This is a genomic window from [Pantoea] beijingensis (assembly GCF_022647505.1).
Classification (GTDB): domain Bacteria; phylum Pseudomonadota; class Gammaproteobacteria; order Enterobacterales; family Enterobacteriaceae; genus Erwinia; species Erwinia beijingensis.
On sequence record NZ_CP071409.1, the window covers coordinates 913,460 to 934,377 of the forward strand.

The 20,918-nt window shown below is 48.6% G+C and carries 21 protein-coding genes; 15 read left to right on the forward strand and 6 right to left on the reverse strand.

Annotation, left to right across the window (positions count from 1 at the left end):
• Positions 1-132 precede the first annotated feature (132 nt).
• The gene (locus J1C60_RS04125; protein WP_128178310.1) at positions 133-2,019 is read left to right on the forward strand and encodes an acyltransferase family protein; all 1,887 of its coding nucleotides are present in this window, start codon (positions 133-135) and stop codon (positions 2,017-2,019) included.
• A gap of 132 nt (positions 2,020-2,151) precedes the next feature.
• On the forward strand, positions 2,152-2,823 hold the full coding sequence (gene queE / locus J1C60_RS04130) for a 7-carboxy-7-deazaguanine synthase QueE (RefSeq protein ID WP_128178312.1): 672 nt from the start codon (positions 2,152-2,154) through the stop codon (positions 2,821-2,823).
• 152 nt (positions 2,824-2,975) lie between these two features.
• Here the strand turns inward: queE and J1C60_RS04135 are convergent, their stop codons facing one another.
• Together J1C60_RS04135 and queD are read right to left on the reverse strand one after the other, a co-directional pair.
• Entirely contained in the window at positions 2,976-3,584 is a 609-nt protein-coding gene (locus tag J1C60_RS04135) for an inorganic diphosphatase (protein WP_128178313.1), read from the reverse strand.
• Positions 3,585-3,695: 111 nt separating this feature from the next.
• Positions 3,696-4,055 carry a 6-carboxytetrahydropterin synthase QueD gene (gene queD / locus J1C60_RS04140; protein WP_128178315.1) on the reverse strand — a complete coding sequence of 120 codons (360 nt, stop codon included), beginning with the start codon at positions 4,053-4,055 and terminating at the stop codon, positions 3,696-3,698.
• A 347-nt stretch (positions 4,056-4,402) separates the two neighbouring features.
• Here queD and cysJ point away from each other — a divergent pair, with 347 nt between their 5' ends.
• The 3 genes from cysJ to J1C60_RS04155 all read left to right on the forward strand — a co-directional run bounded on the left by cysJ (position 4,403) and on the right by J1C60_RS04155 (position 8,733).
• Positions 4,403-6,205, forward strand: a complete 1,803-nt coding sequence (cysJ, locus tag J1C60_RS04145) for an NADPH-dependent assimilatory sulfite reductase flavoprotein subunit (RefSeq protein ID WP_128178316.1) — start codon at positions 4,403-4,405, stop codon at positions 6,203-6,205.
• A gap of 69 nt (positions 6,206-6,274) precedes the next feature.
• Positions 6,275-7,987 carry an assimilatory sulfite reductase (NADPH) hemoprotein subunit gene (gene cysI / locus J1C60_RS04150; protein ID WP_128178318.1) on the forward strand — a complete coding sequence of 571 codons (1,713 nt, stop codon included), beginning with the start codon at positions 6,275-6,277 and terminating at the stop codon, positions 7,985-7,987.
• Between the two features lie 11 nt (positions 7,988-7,998).
• Positions 7,999-8,733 (forward strand): phosphoadenylyl-sulfate reductase, encoded by a 735-nt coding sequence (locus tag J1C60_RS04155; protein ID WP_128178320.1) that lies wholly within the window; start codon positions 7,999-8,001, stop codon positions 8,731-8,733.
• Positions 8,734-8,778: 45 nt separating this feature from the next.
• Here J1C60_RS04155 and J1C60_RS04160 read toward each other — a convergent pair whose 3' ends face one another.
• Positions 8,779-9,063: a YciI family protein gene (locus J1C60_RS04160; RefSeq protein ID WP_128178322.1), complete on the reverse strand. Its 285-nt coding sequence runs from the start codon at positions 9,061-9,063 to the stop codon at positions 8,779-8,781.
• A 347-nt stretch (positions 9,064-9,410) separates the two neighbouring features.
• On the opposite strand from J1C60_RS04160, the gene cysG reads away from it, so the two are divergent.
• Genes cysG through J1C60_RS04185 form a run of 5 tightly spaced genes read left to right on the forward strand, consistent with a single transcriptional unit; the run spans position 9,411 to position 14,168 of the window.
• Positions 9,411-10,826 carry a siroheme synthase CysG gene (cysG, locus tag J1C60_RS04165; protein ID WP_128178324.1) on the forward strand — a complete coding sequence of 472 codons (1,416 nt, stop codon included), beginning with the start codon at positions 9,411-9,413 and terminating at the stop codon, positions 10,824-10,826.
• Positions 10,827-10,835: 9 nt separating this feature from the next.
• Positions 10,836-11,744: a sulfate adenylyltransferase subunit CysD gene (gene cysD, locus J1C60_RS04170; protein WP_128178326.1), complete on the forward strand. Its 909-nt coding sequence runs from the start codon at positions 10,836-10,838 to the stop codon at positions 11,742-11,744.
• 11 nt (positions 11,745-11,755) lie between these two features.
• Positions 11,756-13,183, forward strand: coding sequence for a sulfate adenylyltransferase subunit CysN (gene cysN / locus J1C60_RS04175; RefSeq protein WP_128178328.1), 1,428 nt, complete (start codon positions 11,756-11,758; stop codon positions 13,181-13,183).
• The gene (gene cysC / locus J1C60_RS04180; protein WP_128178330.1) at positions 13,183-13,791 is read left to right on the forward strand and encodes an adenylyl-sulfate kinase; all 609 of its coding nucleotides are present in this window, start codon (positions 13,183-13,185) and stop codon (positions 13,789-13,791) included. Before cysN ends, cysC begins: the two co-directional genes overlap by 1 nt.
• A 56-nt stretch (positions 13,792-13,847) precedes the next feature.
• A complete protein-coding gene (locus J1C60_RS04185) occupies positions 13,848-14,168 on the forward strand; it encodes a DUF3561 family protein (protein ID WP_128178332.1) in 321 nt (106 codons plus the stop codon).
• A 44-nt stretch (positions 14,169-14,212) separates the two neighbouring features.
• Here the strand turns inward: J1C60_RS04185 and J1C60_RS04190 are convergent, their stop codons facing one another.
• Genes J1C60_RS04190 through J1C60_RS04200 form a run of 3 tightly spaced genes read right to left on the reverse strand, consistent with a single transcriptional unit; the run spans position 14,213 to position 16,499 of the window.
• Positions 14,213-14,935: an amino acid ABC transporter ATP-binding protein gene (locus J1C60_RS04190; protein ID WP_128178334.1), complete on the reverse strand. Its 723-nt coding sequence runs from the start codon at positions 14,933-14,935 to the stop codon at positions 14,213-14,215.
• Positions 14,922-15,686, reverse strand: coding sequence for an amino acid ABC transporter permease (locus J1C60_RS04195; protein ID WP_128178336.1), 765 nt, complete (start codon positions 15,684-15,686; stop codon positions 14,922-14,924). Before J1C60_RS04195 ends, J1C60_RS04190 begins: the two co-directional genes overlap by 14 nt.
• A gap of 51 nt (positions 15,687-15,737) precedes the next feature.
• Positions 15,738-16,499 carry a basic amino acid ABC transporter substrate-binding protein gene (locus J1C60_RS04200; RefSeq protein WP_128178337.1) on the reverse strand — a complete coding sequence of 254 codons (762 nt, stop codon included), beginning with the start codon at positions 16,497-16,499 and terminating at the stop codon, positions 15,738-15,740.
• Positions 16,500-16,696: 197 nt separating this feature from the next.
• Here J1C60_RS04200 and ftsB point away from each other — a divergent pair, with 197 nt between their 5' ends.
• The 5 genes from ftsB to J1C60_RS04225 all read left to right on the forward strand — a co-directional run bounded on the left by ftsB (position 16,697) and on the right by J1C60_RS04225 (position 20,568).
• Complete coding sequence (gene ftsB / locus J1C60_RS04205) at positions 16,697-17,014, forward strand: cell division protein FtsB (protein ID WP_128178339.1); 318 nt, start codon at positions 16,697-16,699, stop codon at positions 17,012-17,014.
• Positions 17,015-17,017: 3 nt separating this feature from the next.
• On the forward strand, positions 17,018-17,737 hold the full coding sequence (gene ispD / locus J1C60_RS04210) for a 2-C-methyl-D-erythritol 4-phosphate cytidylyltransferase (protein ID WP_128178340.1): 720 nt from the start codon (positions 17,018-17,020) through the stop codon (positions 17,735-17,737).
• Complete coding sequence (ispF, locus tag J1C60_RS04215; RefSeq protein ID WP_128178342.1) at positions 17,737-18,216, forward strand: 2-C-methyl-D-erythritol 2,4-cyclodiphosphate synthase; 480 nt, start codon at positions 17,737-17,739, stop codon at positions 18,214-18,216. The genes ispD and ispF overlap by 1 nt, the downstream gene beginning before the upstream one ends.
• On the forward strand, positions 18,216-19,265 hold the full coding sequence (gene truD, locus J1C60_RS04220) for a tRNA pseudouridine(13) synthase TruD (protein WP_128178344.1): 1,050 nt from the start codon (positions 18,216-18,218) through the stop codon (positions 19,263-19,265). Before ispF ends, truD begins: the two co-directional genes overlap by 1 nt.
• 643 nt (positions 19,266-19,908) lie before the next feature.
• Positions 19,909-20,568 (forward strand): EAL domain-containing protein, encoded by a 660-nt coding sequence (locus tag J1C60_RS04225; protein ID WP_128178346.1) that lies wholly within the window; start codon positions 19,909-19,911, stop codon positions 20,566-20,568.
• Positions 20,569-20,918 lie beyond the last annotated feature (350 nt).

Consider the following 20,918-nt stretch of genomic DNA (forward strand, 5'->3'; position numbering starts at 1 on the left):
TGTATTTATATCAACAAGTTGTTTTTAATATTTCCGGTATTGGCGATAAATCATTTTTGGTTAAAATACCATCATTTTCGGTTCAAAAAGTGTAAGCTTTCTGTAATTGATTGTAATGAACTGAAGGTTTAGATGAATTATCGTGCCGATATTGATGGTCTCCGAGCCTTAGCTGTTCTTCCCGTTATTGCATATCATATGGGAGTACCAGGGATTTCTGGTGGTTTCATTGGTGTGGATATTTTTTTCGTGATATCCGGCTATCTGATTTGTGGGATTATTTATCAGGGGGCGATGAAAGGTGCGTTTTCGTACCTCGATTTTTATAAGCGCCGTTGCTTACGTATATTACCTCCATTATTTGTTGTATTAATGGCAACATTGATTTTTGGCTATAATCACTTGCTGCCGGCACAGTTTACTGAACTCGGTAATAGCGCAATTTCCACCACGTTATTCTCTTCTAATATTTTTTTCTGGCAGCAGACGGGATATTTTGCAGGTCCTGCTGAACTTAAGCCGCTTTTGCATACATGGTCTTTGGCGGTAGAAGAACAATTCTATATCCTGTTTCCCGTGGTTTTATTATTTGCTGTGCGATGGTTCCGGCATCGGGTAACACAGGTAATGCTGCTAATTATCGTCGGATCTTTTCTGTTAAGCATTGCTGGCGTATTGAAGAAGCCTGACTTCACCTTTTATATGCTGCCTACGCGCGCATGGGAGTTAGCAATCGGTGGCATTATTGCCGTATCAGCCCTGGAGTCGCGTATAGCGCATCTGAATCAGCGGATTAAACATCTGCTAAGCATTGTCGGTTTAGGATTGATTCTGTTTGGTTTCTTTTGGCTTAATACCAGCAAACCTTTTCCTTCCTGGAATGCGATTTGGCCTTGTGTCGGAAGCTTTCTTTTGATTTTATCTGGCAAAGGTGCAGTGATTAATCGCCTGTTGGCGCTGAAGCCTGTTGTCTATATCGGTATGATTTCTTATTGCCTTTACCTCTGGCATTGGCCGGTTATTGTTTACACCAGGATGTTCTACAATTTTGGCGTAATCGAGCGCAATGTTATTATCCTTGTTTTGACATTTGGTCTTGCAGTGGCTTCGCGTTACCTTATTGAAATCCCGTTCCGCTATAAACTATCGGTCCTGCGTCCTGCAACGATTGCTGGTTTTTCAGTATTAGGGCTGATATTGCTCGCATCAGGTACGCTTTATAAAAGCCATATCAAAAATGAGTCGGGGAAATTCTCTGATCAAGCACTGGCGTTGGCAAAATTTACCCAGTATCGCGGTACTGATGACTACTTTTATCAATTCCGTTTGGGAAAATGCTTTATTGATGGTAATGACGAGGCGAAAGGGGACTATGATCGGACGGCTTGTTTAAAAACATCACTAACGGGGAAAAATTACCTGTTGATCGGTGATAGCCATGGCGCACATCTATGGCGGGCATTGAGTACGGCTGCCGGTGAAAAAATGAATTTAATGGAGGCAACGTCTTCAGGTTGTAAGCCGGTGTTGCATCAGACCTTTAGTAATAAATGTACGGAGCTGATGGATTATGTATATACGCAATGGATCCCACAACATCATATTGATGGGGTAATTATTTCAGCACGCTGGCTGCCAGAAGATGTTGATCAGCTAAAAGAGACGCTGTCGGCCCTCAAAGGTATTAACCGCAATATTACCGTGATGGGGCCAACGATTGAATATTCTGAGGCACTACCCGATTTGCTGGCTTACCAACAGGATGGCCGTAAAGATTTAGTGACCCACTCGATTAATAGAAATATTAAAGAATTTGATGAAAAAATCGGACGCGCTGTTAAAGCAGAAAAAGTAGAATATGTCTCCGTCTACAATATCATGTGCCCACATGATATTTGCCACCCTCTTGCATCTAACGGACAACCAAGTGCATTTGACTATGGGCACTTTACGCTCAGCGGTGCTAATGATGTTGCCCGGCAAGCGATGCTTCAGCTACATAAAAATAAGATTATATAATGTATCTGCGCCCCGCTTATTGTCAGGGGGGAAGCGGGTAGTGCAGCTTGTGCTTTTTATTGTCGGGAAATTTGGCGCGACTGTAGGGATCTGACATAATCGGCGCCCTTAATTTTCCGAAGTGAGCGTAACATGCAGTACCCGATTAATGAAATATTCCAGACATTGCAGGGCGAAGGGTTTTATACCGGCGTTCCGGCAATTTTTATCCGCTTGCAAGGATGCCCGGTTGGTTGCAGCTGGTGCGATACTAAGCATACATGGGATAAGCTGGCCGATCGGGAAACTTCTTTGGGCGATATTCTGGTGAAAACGGTTGAAAGCGATGCCTGGGGCCAGGCGGATGCCGCGGCCTTGCTGGCGATGATCGCACAGCAGGGCTGGACTGCTCGCCATGTCGTTATCACCGGTGGCGAACCTTGTATATACGATCTCACGCCGCTAACCACATTGTTGCAGCAGCGAGGTTTTAGCTGTCAGATTGAAACCAGTGGTACGCATGAAGTGCAGTGCAGCGCTCAAACTTGGGTTACGGTTTCTCCTAAGGTCAATATGCGTGGCGGTTATGACATTCTGCCGCAGGCTCTTGAGCGTGCTGATGAGATCAAACATCCTGTAGCGCGACAGCGTGATATTGATGCCCTGGATGTGTTGTTACTGACGTTGCAGGATAATAAATCCCGTATTGTGGCGCTTCAACCGATCAGTCAGAAAGCTGATGCAACTGCGTTGTGTATTGAAACCTGTATTGCGCGGAATTGGCGATTATCAATGCAGACGCATAAGTATTTAAATATTGCCTGATGGCTGGCCAGCAGGCTGGCAATATATTCTGCTTGCGTGCAGACAAACGATAAGGGCCGGCAGTCGCCCCGGCCCCCTTGACCCTGCACTAACCGGGCAGGCTGTTGACGTTAAGCCGTTAGCCAGGCTGAGGCGGCCAGCGGCACTAAGCTTTATTCTGCGTTACGTTTTGATTTCCAGCTTTCGTATGCCTGCTTGATTTCATTTTTTGCCACCGTCGCGTCTTCAAAGCCATTGAGCTCGACGCTTTTCCGCCCGGTAGGCAGTTGTTTATACACGCGGAAAAAAGATTCCAGGCGCTCTTGCTCGATCTTCGGTAAGTCACTGATTGATTTAATATCATCATAAGTTGGATCGATTTGGCTGGTAGGAACCGCGACGATTTTATCGTCAACTTCTCCCCCATCAATCATCTTCAATACCCCTATCGGCCGCAGTTTTATCAGTGTACCTGGCTGCATTGGCGCACGGGTATAGAAAATGACATCCAGCGGATCGTTATCCCCCCCTAATGACTGCGTCAGGGATCCATAGTTTGCCGGATAGGCGACCGGCATAGACTGAAAGCGATCGGCAAAGATAAAACCGGTTTTCGCATCTGTTTCATATTTGATGATACCGCCAGCCGGGATTTCAGTGAGCGCATAGAACTCATCCGGATTATTCTCTGGTTGTGGGAAGTCGAGGATATTGGCGGCATTCGCTAAAGTACTTGCAGAGGTAAGTAAAACGAGAACAGATAATTTTTTAAAAACGTTCATTGTTGATTCTCTTGATCTTTAATGAAGGAATCAACAACGTAGGGAGGAAAGGTGACAGGAAAATGACATGGTCGGGCAAATGAACGGATCGCCGTAACGATCCTTTCGTCCTCAGCCTCGGTAAATGCAACCTGCTGTACAAGTTTCTTTGATCATTACTTCGCTTAACAGTGGCAGCGTAGGTTTAAGCTGATTCCAAATCCATTGGGCCAACACTTCGCTAGTCGGATTTTCGAGGCCGGGAATGTCGTTAAGATAATAGTGATCGAGGCGATCATAAATGGGTTTGAATGCCGCTTTCAACTCGGCAAAATCCATTATCCAGCCAGTATGCGCATCAACGTCGCCGGTGATTTCAAGGCGCACTAAAAAAGAGTGCCCATGCAGACGACCACATTTGTGGCCTGCAGGCACATGCGGGAGGTGATGTGCGGCCTCGAACTGGAAATCTTTGAATAGCGTAGTTGCCATTATTGCAGTCTCAATCTCTTAAAAAACCGGCGAAGTTTACCGGAAATCACCTGTTTTCACACCTGTTTCTCGTAAGAGAAGGTTAACCACTGAAAAATGATCGGGATTGATACGTTTATTCGCCAGGGGATAAAAACCGGCTCCGGATAAAGAGGGGAGAGACTTAATGCATTGATTACATAATAAATAATCAACCTGTTTTGGCGTTAAGTCTTATCCAAAAAAGTGTTTAGTCGTTTTGGTTATTTATTATTTCTAACCTTTATTTAATGGTTATTATGTGACTCGGTAACCTAGCTAAACACACGTTAACGGTCCGGACGACTGACACTGGAATTTTCAACGCAATGACGACTCAGGCACCTCCAAGTTCTCTGCTTCCGCTGAATCCGGAACAACTCGCACGCTTACAGGCGGCGACAGATGATTTTTCTACCACGCAACTTGCGTGGCTTTCGGGCTATTTCTGGGGAATGATTAACCAAACTCCGGCAACAGCGGCTATTACGGCGGCGCCTGCAGAAGCGCCCGTCATCACTGTACTTTCAGCCTCACAGACCGGAAATGCACGTCGCCTGGCGGAGCAGCTACGCGATGATTTGCTGGCAGCAAAACTGAACGTCAACCTGGTCAACGCCGGTGATTATAAATTTAAGCAGATTGCGCAAGAGAAATTGCTGGTTGTCGTAACATCCACTCAAGGCGAAGGTGAGCCGCCGGAAGAAGCCGTTGCGTTACATAAGTTCCTGATGTCGAAAAAAGCACCTAAGCTAAATGATACCGCTTTTGCTGTTTTTGGCTTGGGCGATACCTCGTATGAATTCTTTAGTCAGGTTGGTAAGGATTTTGACAATAAGTTGGCTGAGCTGGGTGCTGTGCGTTTACTGGACCGTGTCGATGCGGACGTAGAGTATGCGGCAGATGCAGAGAAGTGGCGTAAAAAAATGGTTGAGCTTCTCACATCGCGAGTGCCGACTGAATCAGCGAGCCAGGCGATAATCACTACCGCGGGTGCGGTGAATGACGTTTTCAGCAGCCCTTATACCAAAGAGGCACCGTTGACTGCGACCCTGGCAGTCAACCAGAAAATAACCGGCCGCTATTCCGATAAAGATGTTCGCCATATTGAAGTGGATCTCGGTGATTCCGGTCTGCGCTACCAGCCTGGAGACGCGCTTGGCGTATGGTTCGAAAACGATCCTGCGCTGGTGAAGGAACTGGTTGCGTTATTGTGGCTAAAAGGGGATGAAGAGATTGAAGTTAACGGTGCAACCTTATTGCTGGCCGACGCATTACGGCAGCATTTTGAGTTGACGGTTAACACACCACAAATTGTTGAGCGTTATGCTCAATTGTCGCGTGATGAAAAACTATTAACGCTGATTGCCGATAAGCCAGCTTTACAACATTACGCGCAAAACACGCCCATTACCGATATGGTGCGTCAGGCGCCAACAGAGTTAAGAGCAGAGCAACTGGTTGAATTGTTACGTCCACTGACGCCGCGCCTCTATTCTATTGCCTCGTCACAGTCAGAGAGCGAGAGCGAAGTGCATATCACCGTGAGCGCCGTGCGTTACGAAATTGACGGACGACCACGTGCGGGCGGCGCATCAAGTTATCTGGCCGATCGGTTGGCAGAGGATGCGGAACTCCGCGTTTTTATTGAACACAATGATAACTTCCGTCTACCCACCAATCCGGAAGCGCCAGTGATAATGATTGGACCGGGTACCGGTATTGCGCCGTTCCGGGCGTTTATGCAGCAGCGCGATAATGACGGAGCAAGTGGCGAGAACTGGCTTTTCTTTGGTAATCCGCACTTTACCGAAGATTTTCTGTATCAGGTTGAATGGCAACGTTATGTGAAACAGGGGCTTTTAACCCATATCGATTTGGCTTGGTCGCGTGATCAGCAGCATAAAATTTACGTACAAGACAAAATACGGGCGAAAGGGGCGGAGGTTTGGCGCTGGATCCAGAAGGGGGCGCACATTTATGTCTGCGGCGACGCAAATCGCATGGCAAAAGACGTTGAGCAAGCTTTGCTGGAAGTGGTCGCTGAGCATGGCGGTATGGATATCGAAGCCGCCGATGAGTTCTTAAGCGAACTGCGTATTGAACGCCGCTATCAGCGCGATGTGTATTAGATCGCGTTGATCATCCGCTGCGAGGATAAATCTTCAGCGGCCTTTATGCATAATTGAGAGAGACAGCCTGTGAGTGATAAACATCCCGGACCGCTGGTCGTTGAAGGTAAGCTTGTCGATGCCGAACGTCTGAAAAAAGAGAGTAACTATCTTCGTGGCACCATTGTCGATGATCTGAAAGACGGTCTGACCGGCGGCTTCAATGGCGATAACTTTCTGCTGATCCGTTTTCACGGTATGTATCAGCAAGACGACCGTGATATTCGCGCCGAACGTGCCGAGCAGAAACTGGAGGCCCGCCACGCGATGATGCTGCGTTGCCGTCTGCCCGGAGGCATTATTACGCCGACCCAGTGGCTGGCGATCGATAAATTTGCTGCCGATAACACAATCTATGGCAGCGTGCGTCTGACCAATCGTCAAACTTTCCAGTTTCATGGCATCTTAAAAGGTAATGTAAAACCCGCCCACCAAATGCTGAGCACCGTAGGACTCGATGCACTGGCGACCGCCAATGATGTCAACCGAAATGTACTCTGCACGTCGAATCCGATCGAGTCTGAGCTGCATCAGGAAGCGTATGAGTGGGCGAAAAAAATCTCTGAGCATCTGCTGCCGCAAACGCGCGCCTATGCGGAAATCTGGCTGGATAAAGAGAAAGTCGCGACGACCGATAAAGAACCTATCCTGGGCGAAACTTATCTGCCGCGTAAATTTAAAACGACGGTTGTGGTGCCGCCGCATAATGATGTCGATCTGCATGCGAATGATATGAATTTTATTGCGATTGCCGAAAAAGGAAAATTGATTGGCTTCAATCTTTTGGTCGGCGGCGGCTTGTCAATTGAACATGGTAATAAGGCCACTTATGCGCGCACCGCCAGCGAGTTTGGTTTTTTACCGCTGGACAAAACCTTGGCAGTTGCTGAAGCCGTTGTTACCACACAGCGAGACTGGGGAAATCGCACCGACCGCAAGAATGCGAAAACGAAATATACTCTTGAACGTGTCGGCGTTGATACCTTCAAGGCGGAAGTTGAACGTCGCGCCGGGCTGACCTTTGCACCCATTCGTCCATATGAATTTACCACCCGCGGCGATCGCTTTGGTTGGGTTAAAGGGATTGATCAGAAATGGCATCTGACGCTGTTTATTGAAAATGGTCGCCTGCTTGACTACCCGGGACGTCCGTTAAAATCCGGCGTAGCTGAGATTGCTAAAATCCATCAGGGGGATTTCCGCCTGACAGCCAACCAGAATCTAATTGTTGCGGGTGTGCCTGAAGCTGAAAAAGACAAGATTGAAGCGCTGGCACGTTCACACGGTTTGATGGAAAGCGTCACTACTCAGCGTGAAAACTCCATGGCGTGCGTCTCTTTCCCAACCTGTCCGCTGGCGATGGCTGAAGCCGAACGCTTTCTTCCGGCATTTGTTACGCAGGTTGAAGCGATTATGAATAAGCATGGCGTGGGTGAAGAGCACATAGTGTTACGCGTCACGGGTTGTCCGAATGGGTGTGGCCGCGCGATGTTAGCTGAAGTGGGGCTGGTGGGCAAAGCCCCGGGACGCTATAACTTGCATCTCGGCGGGAACCGCATCGGTACACGTATCCCACGGATGTATCGTGAAAATATTACCGAAGAGGAGATCCTCACTAATCTTGATGAGCTGGTGGGGCGCTGGGCGAAAGAACGTGAAGCCGATGAAGGCTTTGGTGATTTCACTATTCGCAAGGGGATTGTGAAACCTGTCCTCGATCCCGCGCGTGATTTCTGGGAATAACGGAGGCAATTATGCCTGTATTTGATCTTGCTGAACTTAACGCATTGCCAAAAGTTGAACGGGTAATGGTGCTGGCAGAAGTGAATACGCACCTGGAAAAATGCTCCGCCGAGGAGCGCGTAATCTGGGCGCTGGAAAACCTGCCGGGGGATTTTGTTTTGTCATCCAGCTTTGGTATCCAGGCTGCGGTTTCACTGCATTTGGTGACGCGTCAGAAGCCGGATATTCCAGTGATACTGACCGATACCGGGTATTTGTTCCCGGAAACCTATCGTTTTATTGATGCCCTGACCGAGCAGTTGGATCTTAATTTACAGGTTTTCCGTGCCGGGCAATCGCCCGCCTGGCAGGAAGCCCGCTACGGGAAGTTGTGGGAGCAGGGTGTAGAAGGGATCGAGAAGTACAATCAGATTAATAAAGTTGAGCCGATGAACCGTGCGCTGGAAACGCTAGGCGGACAAACCTGGTTTGCCGGCCTGCGTCGCGATCAGTCCGGGAGCCGCGCACATTTGCCGGTACTGGCCATTCAGCGTGGAGTATTCAAAATACTGCCGATTATCGACTGGGATAACCGCCAGGTTTATCAATATCTGCAGCAGCATGGTCTGCGTTACCATCCCCTGTGGGATGAAGGTTACCTCTCCGTTGGCGACACGCACACCACGCGTAAATGGGAACCGGGTATGGCAGAGGAAGAGACTCGTTTCTTCGGCCTTAAGCGTGAGTGTGGCCTGCATGAAGGTTAAAGCACAGTAGCGCGCTAATTTCCCCGCCCGATACAGGCGTGCGCCTCAGATCCCGACCAGTGTTTTAAAGGGATCTGAGGCGCGTGTCACATTCACCTTTGTTACCTCATAGTGGGCAACCGCGACAAAGGGATCTTCTGCGAGGATCGCATCCAGCCGATCGCGATCGATATCTTTTGCCATTAGCATGCCGCCAGTGCGCGGATCCTTACGCCCTGCTGCAAGAAAAACGCCTGCCTCAAAATAGCGTTCAAGCCACTGAATGTGTGGCTCCAGTAGCGCTTCAACCTCATCAACGGGACGATGGTAATTTAGATAAACAATATACATGTTGTCTCCTGATTCTCGTTTGGCCCCGCCCGGTCATTAAGCCGCTGCTGCAGGAGCTTTACGTCCGTGGGGAGTGGTTACGGCCATTAGCCACATCGAGGTTATCACGCACGTTTGGAGGCTGACATGAAAATTTTTTCGCGGGCCATAAGAAAACTGTGCTGTCGCTTACGTAATCTAATTCATGGTGAAAGCGCCTAAATATCATCCGTTAAGCATATTTTGTTATCAGCTTAGTCAGCGTGTTATTCCATTAGGTAACTACTCATTCCAATTAGTAATTTCATCTGCATAAAGCCGCAGTCGTATAGTCGCGTTAACTTTTTGTTATTTCGTATAAGGCCGACGTGGACTATCTTCCGATATTTGCCGATCTCAAATCGAAGCCAGTGCTGGTTGTTGGCGGCGGGGAGATTGCTGCGCGCAAAATTGAATTGCTGCTTCGTACCGGCGCTCAGGTGCAGATTGTGGCACGCGAATTATGCGAGGTGCTGCAATCATCAGTGGATAGCCACGAGGTTACATGGTTGGCAACAGCATTCAGCGAGACGCAATTGGACACTGTGTTTTTGGTCATTGCCGCTACGGACGATAGTGCGCTGAATGCCCATGTTTTTGCGGCGGCAAATCGTCGATATAGGCTGGTAAACGTAGTAGACGATCAGCCTAAGTGCTCTTTCATTTTCCCCTCCATTGTCGATCGTTCTCCATTGGTGGTGGCGATTTCTTCCAGCGGAACGGCCCCGGTTCTGGCGCGCATCCTGCGGGAAAAGCTGGAAGCGTTACTGCCCGCTAACCTTGGTCAAATGGCGCACATTGCTGGTGAGTGGCGCAATAAAGTGAAGCAACGCTTTAGCAAAATGTCCGATCGCCGTCGCTTTTGGGAAACGGCGTTTAACGGGCTGTTTGCCAGCCAGGTTGCTGCGGGGGATGTACAGGGCGCAAAACAAACGCTTGATCGACAACTCGAAGCACCACAGCAGGCGCGGGGAGAGATTGTTCTGGTTGGGGCGGGCCCTGGTGATTCCGGCTTGCTGACGTTGCGGGGTCTGCAGGTGATGCAACAGGCAGATGTAGTGCTGTATGACCATTTAGTGAGCAATGACATTCTCGATTTAGTGCGGCGTGATGCCGATCGTATCTGCGTTGGAAAACGTGCGGGCGCACATTCGGTCGCCCAGGAAGAGACTAATCGGCTGTTGGTATCACTGGCGCAGAAAGGCAAGCGCGTTGTGCGTCTTAAAGGCGGCGACCCCTTTATCTTTGGTCGCGGTGGTGAAGAGTTGCAGGCAGCACAGAAAGCGGGGATCCCGTTCCAGGTTGTACCGGGTGTGACGGCCGCCTCCGGTGCCACTGCGTACGCCGGTATCCCGCTAACACATCGTGATTATGCGCACAGCGTACAATTTATTACTGGTCACTGTCGCCCCGATGGATCCCCTATTGAGTGGGCGGCGATGGCGCGTGGACATCAGACGCTGGCCATTTATATGGGGACGGTTAAAGCGGCTGAAATCAGCCAGCAACTGATGATTCATGGTCGTAGCGCAACGACCCCGGTGGCCGTTATTGGCCGAGGGACGCGCCAGGATCAGCTGGTGCTGATCGGCACGCTCGACCAGCTCGAAGAATTGGCGCAGCAGGCGCCTTCGCCCGCGCTGTTGGTGATTGGCGACGTCGTCAATTTGCATAAGCAGCTCGCCTGGTTTCAACATTCAGCACAGCAGGCCGGACGTGGCTCCGCCGTTGTGAATCTGGCTTGAGGAAAGATTATGGATCAAAAACGACTCACTCATCTGCGTCAACTGGAAGCGGAGAGTATCCATATTATCCGCGAAGTGGCGGCTGAATTCTCAAACCCGGTGATGATGTACTCTATCGGCAAGGACTCCTCTGTGATGCTGCATCTGGCACGCAAAGCCTTTTATCCCGGAACGCTGCCGTTTCCTTTATTGCATGTGGATACCGGCTGGAAATTTCGCGAAATGTATGAATTTCGCGATCGCACGGTAAAAAGTATTGGAGCGGAGTTGCTTGTGCATCGTAACCCGGAAGGCGTGGCGATGGGCATTAATCCCTTTGTACATGGCAGCGCGAAGCATACCGATATTATGAAAACCGAAGGGTTGAAGCAGGCGCTGAACAAATGGGGCTTTGATGCCGCGTTCGGTGGTGCGCGTCGCGATGAAGAAAAATCACGCGCGAAAGAGCGTATCTACTCTTTCCGTGACCGGTTCCACCGCTGGGATCCAAAGAACCAGCGCCCGGAGCTGTGGCACAACTACAACGGCCAGATTAATAAAGGCGAAAGCATCCGTGTCTTTCCGCTTTCAAACTGGACAGAACTGGATATCTGGCAATATATCTTCCTGGAAAATATTGAGATCGTGCCGCTGTATCTGGCCGCATCGCGTCCAGTACTGGAACGTGATGGCATGCTGATGATGATCGACGATGACCGCATCGATCTACAGCCAGGCGAGGTTATCGAACAGCGCATGGTCCGTTTTCGTACTCTTGGCTGTTGGCCGCTGACTGGCGCGGTGGAGTCGCAAGCACAGACGCTACCGGAGATCATTGAAGAGATGTTGGTGTCTACCACCAGTGAACGTCAGGGGCGCGTAATTGACCGCGACCAGGCCGGCTCGATGGAGCTGAAGAAACGCCAGGGTTATTTCTAAGGAACCGCCATATGAATAACGTTATTGCACAGCAAATTGCCGAAAAGGGTGGTGTTGAAGCCTGGCTACATGCGCAGCAGCATAAGAGTTTGCTGCGCTTTCTAACCTGCGGCAGCGTTGATGATGGTAAAAGCACGCTAATCGGCCGTCTGTTGCATGATACGCGTCAGATCTATGAGGATCAGCTCTCATCCCTGCACAACGACAGTAAACGTCATGGCACGCAAGGCGAAAAATTGGACCTTGCATTGCTGGTTGATGGCCTACAGGCTGAGCGCGAACAGGGCATTACCATTGATGTTGCCTACCGCTATTTTTCTACCGAGAAACGTAAATTTATTATTGCCGATACGCCAGGGCATGAGCAGTACACGCGTAATATGGCAACAGGCGCCTCTACCTGCGATTTGGCTATTTTACTGATCGATGCGCGTAAAGGCGTACTGGACCAAACGCGCCGGCACAGCTTTATTTCAACCTTACTGGGGATAAAGCATTTGCTGGTTGCCATCAATAAAATGGATTTGGTGAATTATCAGCAGGAAACCTTTGAGCGAATTAAGCAGGATTATCTGGATTTTGCTGAACAGTTGCCGGGCAACCTGGATATCCGTTTTGTACCGTTGTCGGCGTTAGAAGGTGAAAACGTTGCAGCGCCCAGTAAAGCGATGAGTTGGTACAGCGGGCCGACCTTGCTGGACGTATTGGAAACCGTAGAGGTGCAGCGTGTTGTTGAGCAGCAGCCGATGCGCTTTCCCGTTCAGTATGTAAACCGTCCTCATCTCGATTTTCGTGGCTATGCGGGCACACTTGCATCCGGCACCGTGCAGGTAGGCCAGCGGGTTAAAGTCTTACCTTCTGGCGTTGAGTCGAGCATTGCACGTATCGTTACTTTTGATGGTGATTTACCTGAAGCAGTGGCAGGGGAAGCGCTGACGCTGGTGTTAACTGATGAAATTGATATCAGCCGAGGGGATTTACTGGTTGATGCCGAAGCCACGCTTACCAGTGTTCAGGGTGCAGCTATTGACGTGGTGTGGATGGCTGAGAAGGCATTGGCTCCGGGCCAAAGCTATGATGTGAAAATTGCTGGCAAGAAAACACGTGCTCGTATTGAGCGCATCCGCCATCAGGTGGAAATCAATAGCCTGGCAACCCGTGAAACGGACACGTTGCCTCTGAACGGTATCGGGCTGGTGGACGTTATTTTTGATGAACCGTTGGTATTGGATCAATACCAACAAAACCCGGTCACTGGCGGTATGATTTTTATCGATCGCCTAAGTAACGTGACCGTGGGGGCGGGAATGGTCCGTGAGCCGTTGGCGGAGGCGCACCCTGTTTCAGGCGAATTCAGCGCATTCGAGCTTGAGTTGAACGCGCTGGTTCGCCGTCATTTCCCACACTGGGGCGCGCGTGATTTGTCAGGGGGACAATAATGTCGACCGGGCACGATGAAAATGTCATCTGGCATCCGCACGCGGTAACGCGTACGGATCGTGAAAAACAGCATGGTCACCGCGGGGTTGTTCTGTGGTTCACCGGTCTTTCAGGCTCGGGGAAATCAACGGTAGCAGGTGCGCTGGAAAGCGCGCTGTACCCGCTCGGCATCAGCACCTATTTGCTCGATGGTGATAACGTCCGTCATGGGTTATGTCGCGATCTCAGCTTTAGTGATGGCGATCGTAAAGAGAACATCCGCCGCGTCGGTGAAGTTGCTAAATTAATGGTTGATGCGGGATTAGTGGTGCTTAGCGCTTTTATTTCACCACACCGTGCCGAGCGCCAGATGGTGCGAGAATTAGTGGGCGAGGGGCGTTTCATCGAGGTATTTGTCGATACGCCCCTGGCTATCTGTGAGGCTCGTGACCCCAAGGGATTGTATAAGAAAGCCAGAGCGGGAGAATTGCGAAATTTTACCGGTATTGATGCCGCGTATGAAGTTCCGGAGCAGGCAGAGGTCCACCTGGATGGCGAACAATTAGTAACAAAATTGATAGCACAATTGTTAGACGTGCTGCGTGGTAACGATATTATCAATTCCTGAGATAGCCACGGCAAAACGCCTCAGAGCGGGCCGACAAACGCGTCAACAGGATAACTATGCAGAATGTAACACCCATGCTTGCACGCAAAGAAGAACGTGAACAGGAAGAACATGCCTGGTCATTTCCTGGTGGAGTGGTCGGCTTTGTTTCTTATTGGGTTGCCTTGGCGATTCCTTTTATACTCTATGGTTCTAACACACTGTTTTTCTTTCTTTATACTTGGCCATTTTTTCTTGCGATACTGCCGGTCGCGGTATTAATTGGTGTTGCGATGAACCTGCTGTTGCGCGGCCACCTGGTCTGGACCACGATAGTCACTATCGCGCTTGTCGTGTTGCTCTTCTGGTTGCTGTTCTCTTTTTTGAGTGGCTGGTAGAAGGGGGGAGCCCCTTCATCTTGATGAGCAAACGCATCGCTGCGTTACAAAACTTTACTAAGAAAGGATGCGGTTCGCGGGTTAGTCGGGTGAGTGAACAGCTGTTCAGGTTGTCCCATTTCCTGAATCACGCCCTGATCGATAAACATTACGCGATCGGCAACTTCACGGGCAAAGGCCATCTCATGCGTCACTATCACCATCGTCATTCCTTCCTTAGCCAGGGTTTTCATCACCGACAGTACCTCACCGACCAGCTCCGGATCCAGCGCTGAAGTTGGCTCATCGAATAGCATGATTTTAGGTTCCATTGCTAATGCTCTGGCTATCGCCACACGCTGTTGCTGGCCTCCTGACAAGCTGTTTGGCCAGGCATCGATTTTGTCACTGAGCCCGACTTTCTCCAGCAATATTTTCGCTTGTGCGACTGCCTGCGCGCGGGTCAGCTTGCGTACATCCATCGGCGCCATAATCAGGTTTTCCAGCACCGTCATATGAGGGAAAAGGTTAAACTTCTGGAACACCATACCGATAGTTTCGCGCATTTTATTCAGGTTGGTTTTGATGTCATGGACGGCAAACCCATTCACGTCGACATTCCCACCTTCGATACTCTCCAATCCATTCAGGCAACGTAGGAAAGTACTTTTCCCCGAACCTGACGGGCCAATGACGCAGATCACCTCTTGCAGAGCGATATCGCAGCTGATGCCACGCAGTACATGAGTTTCACCAAACCGTTTCTGCAAATTATTAACGTGAATCACTTTTGCCGAACCTCTTTTCCATATGTTGAACCAGTAATGACAGCAGGAAGGTAAATACCCAGTACACCAGTGAAATGACCAGATAGGGTTCCCAGTAGGTGGCATAAGCACCCGAAACGGTACGGGCGGCATAGGCGAGGTCGGCAAGACCGATGGCAGAAGCCAGTGACGAATCTTTGACTATTGCAATCGCGTTGTTACCCAACGGTGGCAACATACGACGAAAAGCCTGCGGTAAAATGACTTTACGCATCGTACGGCCAAAAGGCATGCCCAGTGAACGGGATGCTTCCATCTGTCCACGATCAATAGACTGGATACCCGCGCGGAAAATTTCCGACACATAGGCGCCCGCGTTCAGCGTGATCGCGACGATGCAGGAGAGAAAAGCGCCATAATCAGCGCGCAGCGCGCGCGCGAAATCTACAGTCATTAGGCCGTTACTGACTAACAGGCCGTCTCTTGGGTTAATAAATAGCGGGATCAGGGCGAAGTGCACCACCATAATCTGCACGAATAATGGTGTACCGCGAAAGGCACTAATATAGATACGCACCGGCCACTGTACAAAATAGTGAAGGATTATTTTCCATGGGCCGTGTGGTGCCTGTGCCAACCGCCCTAAACCGAGCGTCAATCCCCATAGCGTACCGGTTATCACGCAGATAACCGTACACTTAAGTGTCATGAGTGCGCCGTCGATAAACAGCGGCATATATTCCTGAATGATTTCCCAGCGAAATCCTGTCATACAGCAATCCTGTGAAAAGTTATCGCCGCATTGGCGGCGATAAAAAAGACATTATTGAGCGGGTAAAGTGGGTACGTTGCTATCAAACCATGCGCTGTAGATTTTTGCATAGCTACCGTCAGCGACGATTTTTTTCAGCCCCGAGTTGATCTTGTTCAACAGTGGCTGGTTATCTTTTGCAACGGCGATGCCAAAATACTGGCGTTCAAATTTATCATCAGGAACTAGCTTAAACTGCTTATCCGGATGTTGCTTGATATAGTATTTCACCACGCCAATATCACCCACGGCGGCGCCAATGCCATCTTCAGACAGTTCTTGCAACATGAGAGGGGTGTTGTCAAAACGCTTGATAGCGGTACTGTTTTTACCTAAAACATCGGAAACGACAATATCCCCGGTACTGGAATTCACGACGCCTACTTTTTCTGTTTTCAGCGCAGCCAGTGAATCAACTTTGGAAGACTGCGGTACCACGATAGACTGTTCTGCCGGGAAATAGGGAGATGAAAAAGCAACCATCTGTTTACGTTTATCGGTGATAGTAATACCGGAAATAATGATATCGCGGTCGCCAGAGTTCAGTGTGGCAAAGATCCCTTCCCAGGGCGTATTGACCAGTTTGATATCAAAGTTTTCTGCTTTGGCGATAGCTTTAATAATATCAATATCAAAACCTTCCAGTTGTTTTTGTGTGTTCTCAAACTCAAAAGGGCGGTAGGTGCCGCCGGAACCCACCACATAGGTTTCAGCTTGGGCTGTCATAGAGAACAGGGCTAACAGCGTGCCGATTAGGGCCATTTTTTTAAACATGTTTTCTCCTGGGAAAGACGAAGTTATAAGGCTTTATGCATTTTAATTGCATAAAAATACATTCGCAGTGAAGAACAAGCAAGCGATGATTTGTGGCACTTTTATGCAAGTGGATGGGAAAACTGCTCAATTTCACCAGCAGAGTGGAGTCGGATTAAAAGTTGTGGGATGATTGAGCCGTTTTTCAGGGGGCGGGGATGGGAAAACTTACGCTGTTGTTACTTGTACTATTAGGCTGGCTGCAATATTCGCTCTGGCTGGGCAAGAACGGCATTCATGATTATACGCGCGTCAGTGATGACGTTGCGGTGCAGCAGGCGAATAACGCCAAACTAAAAGCGCGTAACGATCAGCTTTTTGCCGAAATCGATGATTTGAATGGCGGTTCGGAAGCGATCGAAGAACGCGCACGTAGCGAGCTGGGAATGATAAAACCCGGTGAGACTTTCTATCGCCTTGTGCCGGATCAAAACAGACGAAACGCGCAACGGGCTGTTCAAAACCAACAACGATAAATAATGACCAACATTGCAGGTTCCTTTCCGGATGTAATCGCCGTTGTGCCTGCGGCTGGCATCGGCAGCCGCATGCTATCTGATTGCCCTAAACAATATTTGACCATCGGCCATCAAACTCTTCTTGAGCACAGTATAGCCAGCCTGCTTGCGCATCCGGCAGTGACCCGTGTAATCGTCGTTCTGAGCCCGGAAGACACTCAATTTTGTCGTCTATCCGTTGCCAGTGATAAGCGAGTTACCTGTGTCGCAGGTGGAAGGCAACGCGCCGACTCCGTACTGGCTGGTCTTCAACTAGCCGAGGGAACGGGGTGGGTGCTGGTCCATGATGCCGCACGCCCTTGCCTGCATCCGGATGATTTAGCACGGTTGCTTGCTATTACCCATACCAGCCGCGTTGGTGGCATTCTGGCAGCACCTGTGCGCGATACGATGAAACGGGGCGAGCCTGGAACGGCTGCGATCGCTCATACCGTTGAACGTAATGATTTGTGGCATGCACTTACGCCGCAGCTGTTTCCGCTTGAGCTCTTGCGTCGTTGCCTGCTTCGAGCCCTCAACGAAGGTGCCGTTATTACTGATGAGGCTTCTGCGCTGGAGTATTGTGGCTATCATCCTGAACTGGTTATGGGACGTAGCGATAACATTAAGGTGACGCGGCCGGAAGATTTAGCGCTGGCGGCGTTCTATCTGACTCAACTTAATAATGGGGAGAACGCGTAATGCGTATCGGTCACGGTTTTGATGTTCACGCGTTTGGTGGAGAAGGACCGCTGGTGATTGGCGGCGTGCGAATTCCTTACGAAAAGGGACTGTTAGCTCACTCTGATGGGGATGTTGCCCTGCATGCGTTGACGGATGCACTGCTAGGTGCTGCTGCATTAGGTGATATTGGCAAATTGTTTCCGGACACCGATCCCGCCCATAAGGGCGCTGATAGTCGGGGACTGTTGCGTGAAGCATGGAAAAAAGTTTATGCGAAAGGGTACAGGCTGGGGAATGTTGACGTAACCATCATTGCTCAGGCACCTAAAATGCTGCCGCATGTCCCGCAGATGCGCATTAATATTGCAGAAGATCTGGGCTGCCATATGGATGACGTCAATGTGAAAGCCACTACGACGGAAAAGTTGGGCTTCACCGGGCGCGGAGAAGGCATTGCTTGTGAGGCCGTTGCGCTTATTTTTAAGGCAGGTTCCTGATGGATATGCTGAATCTCACCCGGCTGTACGGCAAACCGGCAGCGAGCGGTAAGCTGAAGGCCAATCCTGAAGATTTTGTTGTCATCGAGGATCTTGGGTATCGTCCGGATGGGGATGGCGAGCAATTGCTAGTACGCATTCGCAAAAAGGGCTGCAACACACGTTTTGTGGCGGAGGCGCTGGCAAAATTTGTCGGAATTCACGCAAGGGACGTAAGCTTTGCGGGGATGAAAGATCGCCATGCTGTGACTGAGCAGTGGTTTTGCCTGCGTTTACCGGGAAAAGTGACGCCAGATTTATCGGCTTTCGATCTGGAAGGATGCGAAGTGCTTGAAAGTGGACGCCATCGACGCAAACTCCGCATCGGCGCGTTACAGGGCAATGCTTTTAAACTGGTGTTACGCAATGTTAGCGATCGTGCGGCGGTAGAACAGCGCCTGGAGCAAATCCGGGTTAATGGAGTACCTAACTATTTTGGTCTGCAGCGCTTTGGCCATTCGGGTAATAATTTGCTGCAGGCAACCCGCTGGGCTGAAGGTTCGATCCAGGTGCGCGAGCGTAGCAAGCGCAGTTTCTTATTGTCTGCTACGCGTAGCGCATTATTTAATTGGGTGGTCAGCGAACGTTTGGCACAGCAACATTCGCTTTGTCAGGTAATGAAAGGTGATGCATTACAGCTAACCGGGCGTGGCAGCTGGTTTGTGGCCAATGCCGAAGAGTCAGACATGCTGCAGCAACGCGTTCATCATAATGAACTACGCATCACTGCGCCACTTCCCGGCAGTGGTGAATGGGGAAGTCGTGATGATGCGCTGGCATTCGAGCAGCAGTGTTTGGTGGCAGAAACGCGGTTAATGGCATTACTTGAACGTGAACGCATAGAAGCAGCAAGGCGCGCGATGTTGGTTATTCCCGATCAGTTACGCTGGAACTGGTGGGATGATGCCACTCTTGAAATGAATTTTTGGCTCCCCGCAGGAAGTTTTGCCACCAGTGTGGTACGTGAGATCCTTGAACAACAAAGCGATGATGTAGAGATCTCGGAGTAAAGAAAACTTTTTTACATTTTCCCTTCAGATTAAATGATTCGGTTACTCGTTATCAGATTCCCTTTATGAACATGACCTGGAGCTTGTTGTGTAAATGAGCTCCACATTTTTTATCCTTTTATGTGAAGTTTCTCTCATTTTATAAAAACGCCACTTCTGAACGTAACTCCACGTTTTCTCCCTGATTCTCCATCAAAATGCTGTGTTTTTAATCAGTAAAAATCCGTTTTTATTTGATAAATTTATCTTATGTTTTTTTTGAGAGGTTCATCTTTTTGGCGTTGCTTTGGCTGAATTTTGAACTCATTAGCATTGCTGTACAATAATCATAAAACATACTTAATGAATTAATATTGTAAATATCAATAAGTTGAATCAATTTGTAATTTTTAGTCGTAAAAAATGTTAACTTAAGTGGGATTAATCTTGTTGAGAATTGGTTGTGGCGATCGATTGGATCTATATGATAGCCTGTGGCTATCATGATTTGAGTTTATGACCGATTATACCAATTTTTATTCTCTGAATTTAAAGAGTAATATTAAGTTACATTAACGATTGTGCCCCACGTATATGATTTACGTAGTAAATTAATTTCTTAAAGTTGATTTGTAAGTATTTTTTAATCATAGGGGGTAGATACATGAAAGATGGTAATGCTTATCTGTTTAGCTTTGAACCAATCTACACTGTTTCTGGCTCACTCTTTGCATTTGAGCTAATGACTCGATGCGCGGCTGTAGAAAATCCGAACGGATGTCAACAGGCATTGAGTGCAGGAGATTGCCAACGTTCTGTCACTCAGAAAATCACACTCTTTGAAGAGCAGATCGGTGTTATCAGCGATAGATTTTTTTCTGATAAGGACGCGCCCATTATTTCTGTCAATATTGACACTGACATTTCGAAATACATCCTGGGTAATTTATCAATGCGCAATATGCTGAAGAAAATGCCGAGATTACGATTTGAAGTTAATGAGGAAATCTTTCATCTCAACAGTACTGATGCAGAGAACTGGAAAAAAATTACACAATATTGTCCGGTTTGGCTTGATCGGTTTGGATTCGGAAATTCAAGTCTTATTACAGTAATTGATGGGCATTTCGAATATGTCAAAATTAGCAAGGATTTTTTCTGTAAGTATAAAGAAAGTACAGCTTTAAGAAAATTGCTGGATTATATCAAGCCTTACTGCAAGGGTATTATTGTAGAAGGCGCGGGAACTTCCTCTTTCAGAGATCTTTTAACCTCCCTGCAAATATTTGCATTGCAGGGAGGTTTTTTACTTATTGATATATAAATAAAAAACCGACTCCTGCCAGGGTTTGCTAAGTGGTTAACAAAGTAAAAGAAGATGCAAATATACATGTTTCTTATTTACCTGTTTCAGAACCATGGGATCACTATGCGCAAATTTTATTCCAATTTATTTTAGAGGGATAAGACAGATGAAAGCATTTCCAAAAATAAAGGATACGCCCTTGGGTATTCTTAATTATCTGCGTCTGGACTATCCCTAAGAAATTCTCAGTAAGACACAATATAAAGTTAATAACGTTGTGACAAAAAGAGAATGAAAAGTAGTCATTGTGCAGTGCAGTAAGTGTTTTCAATACAGAGTAAATGGACGTTTAGGTGATGGTGATTATT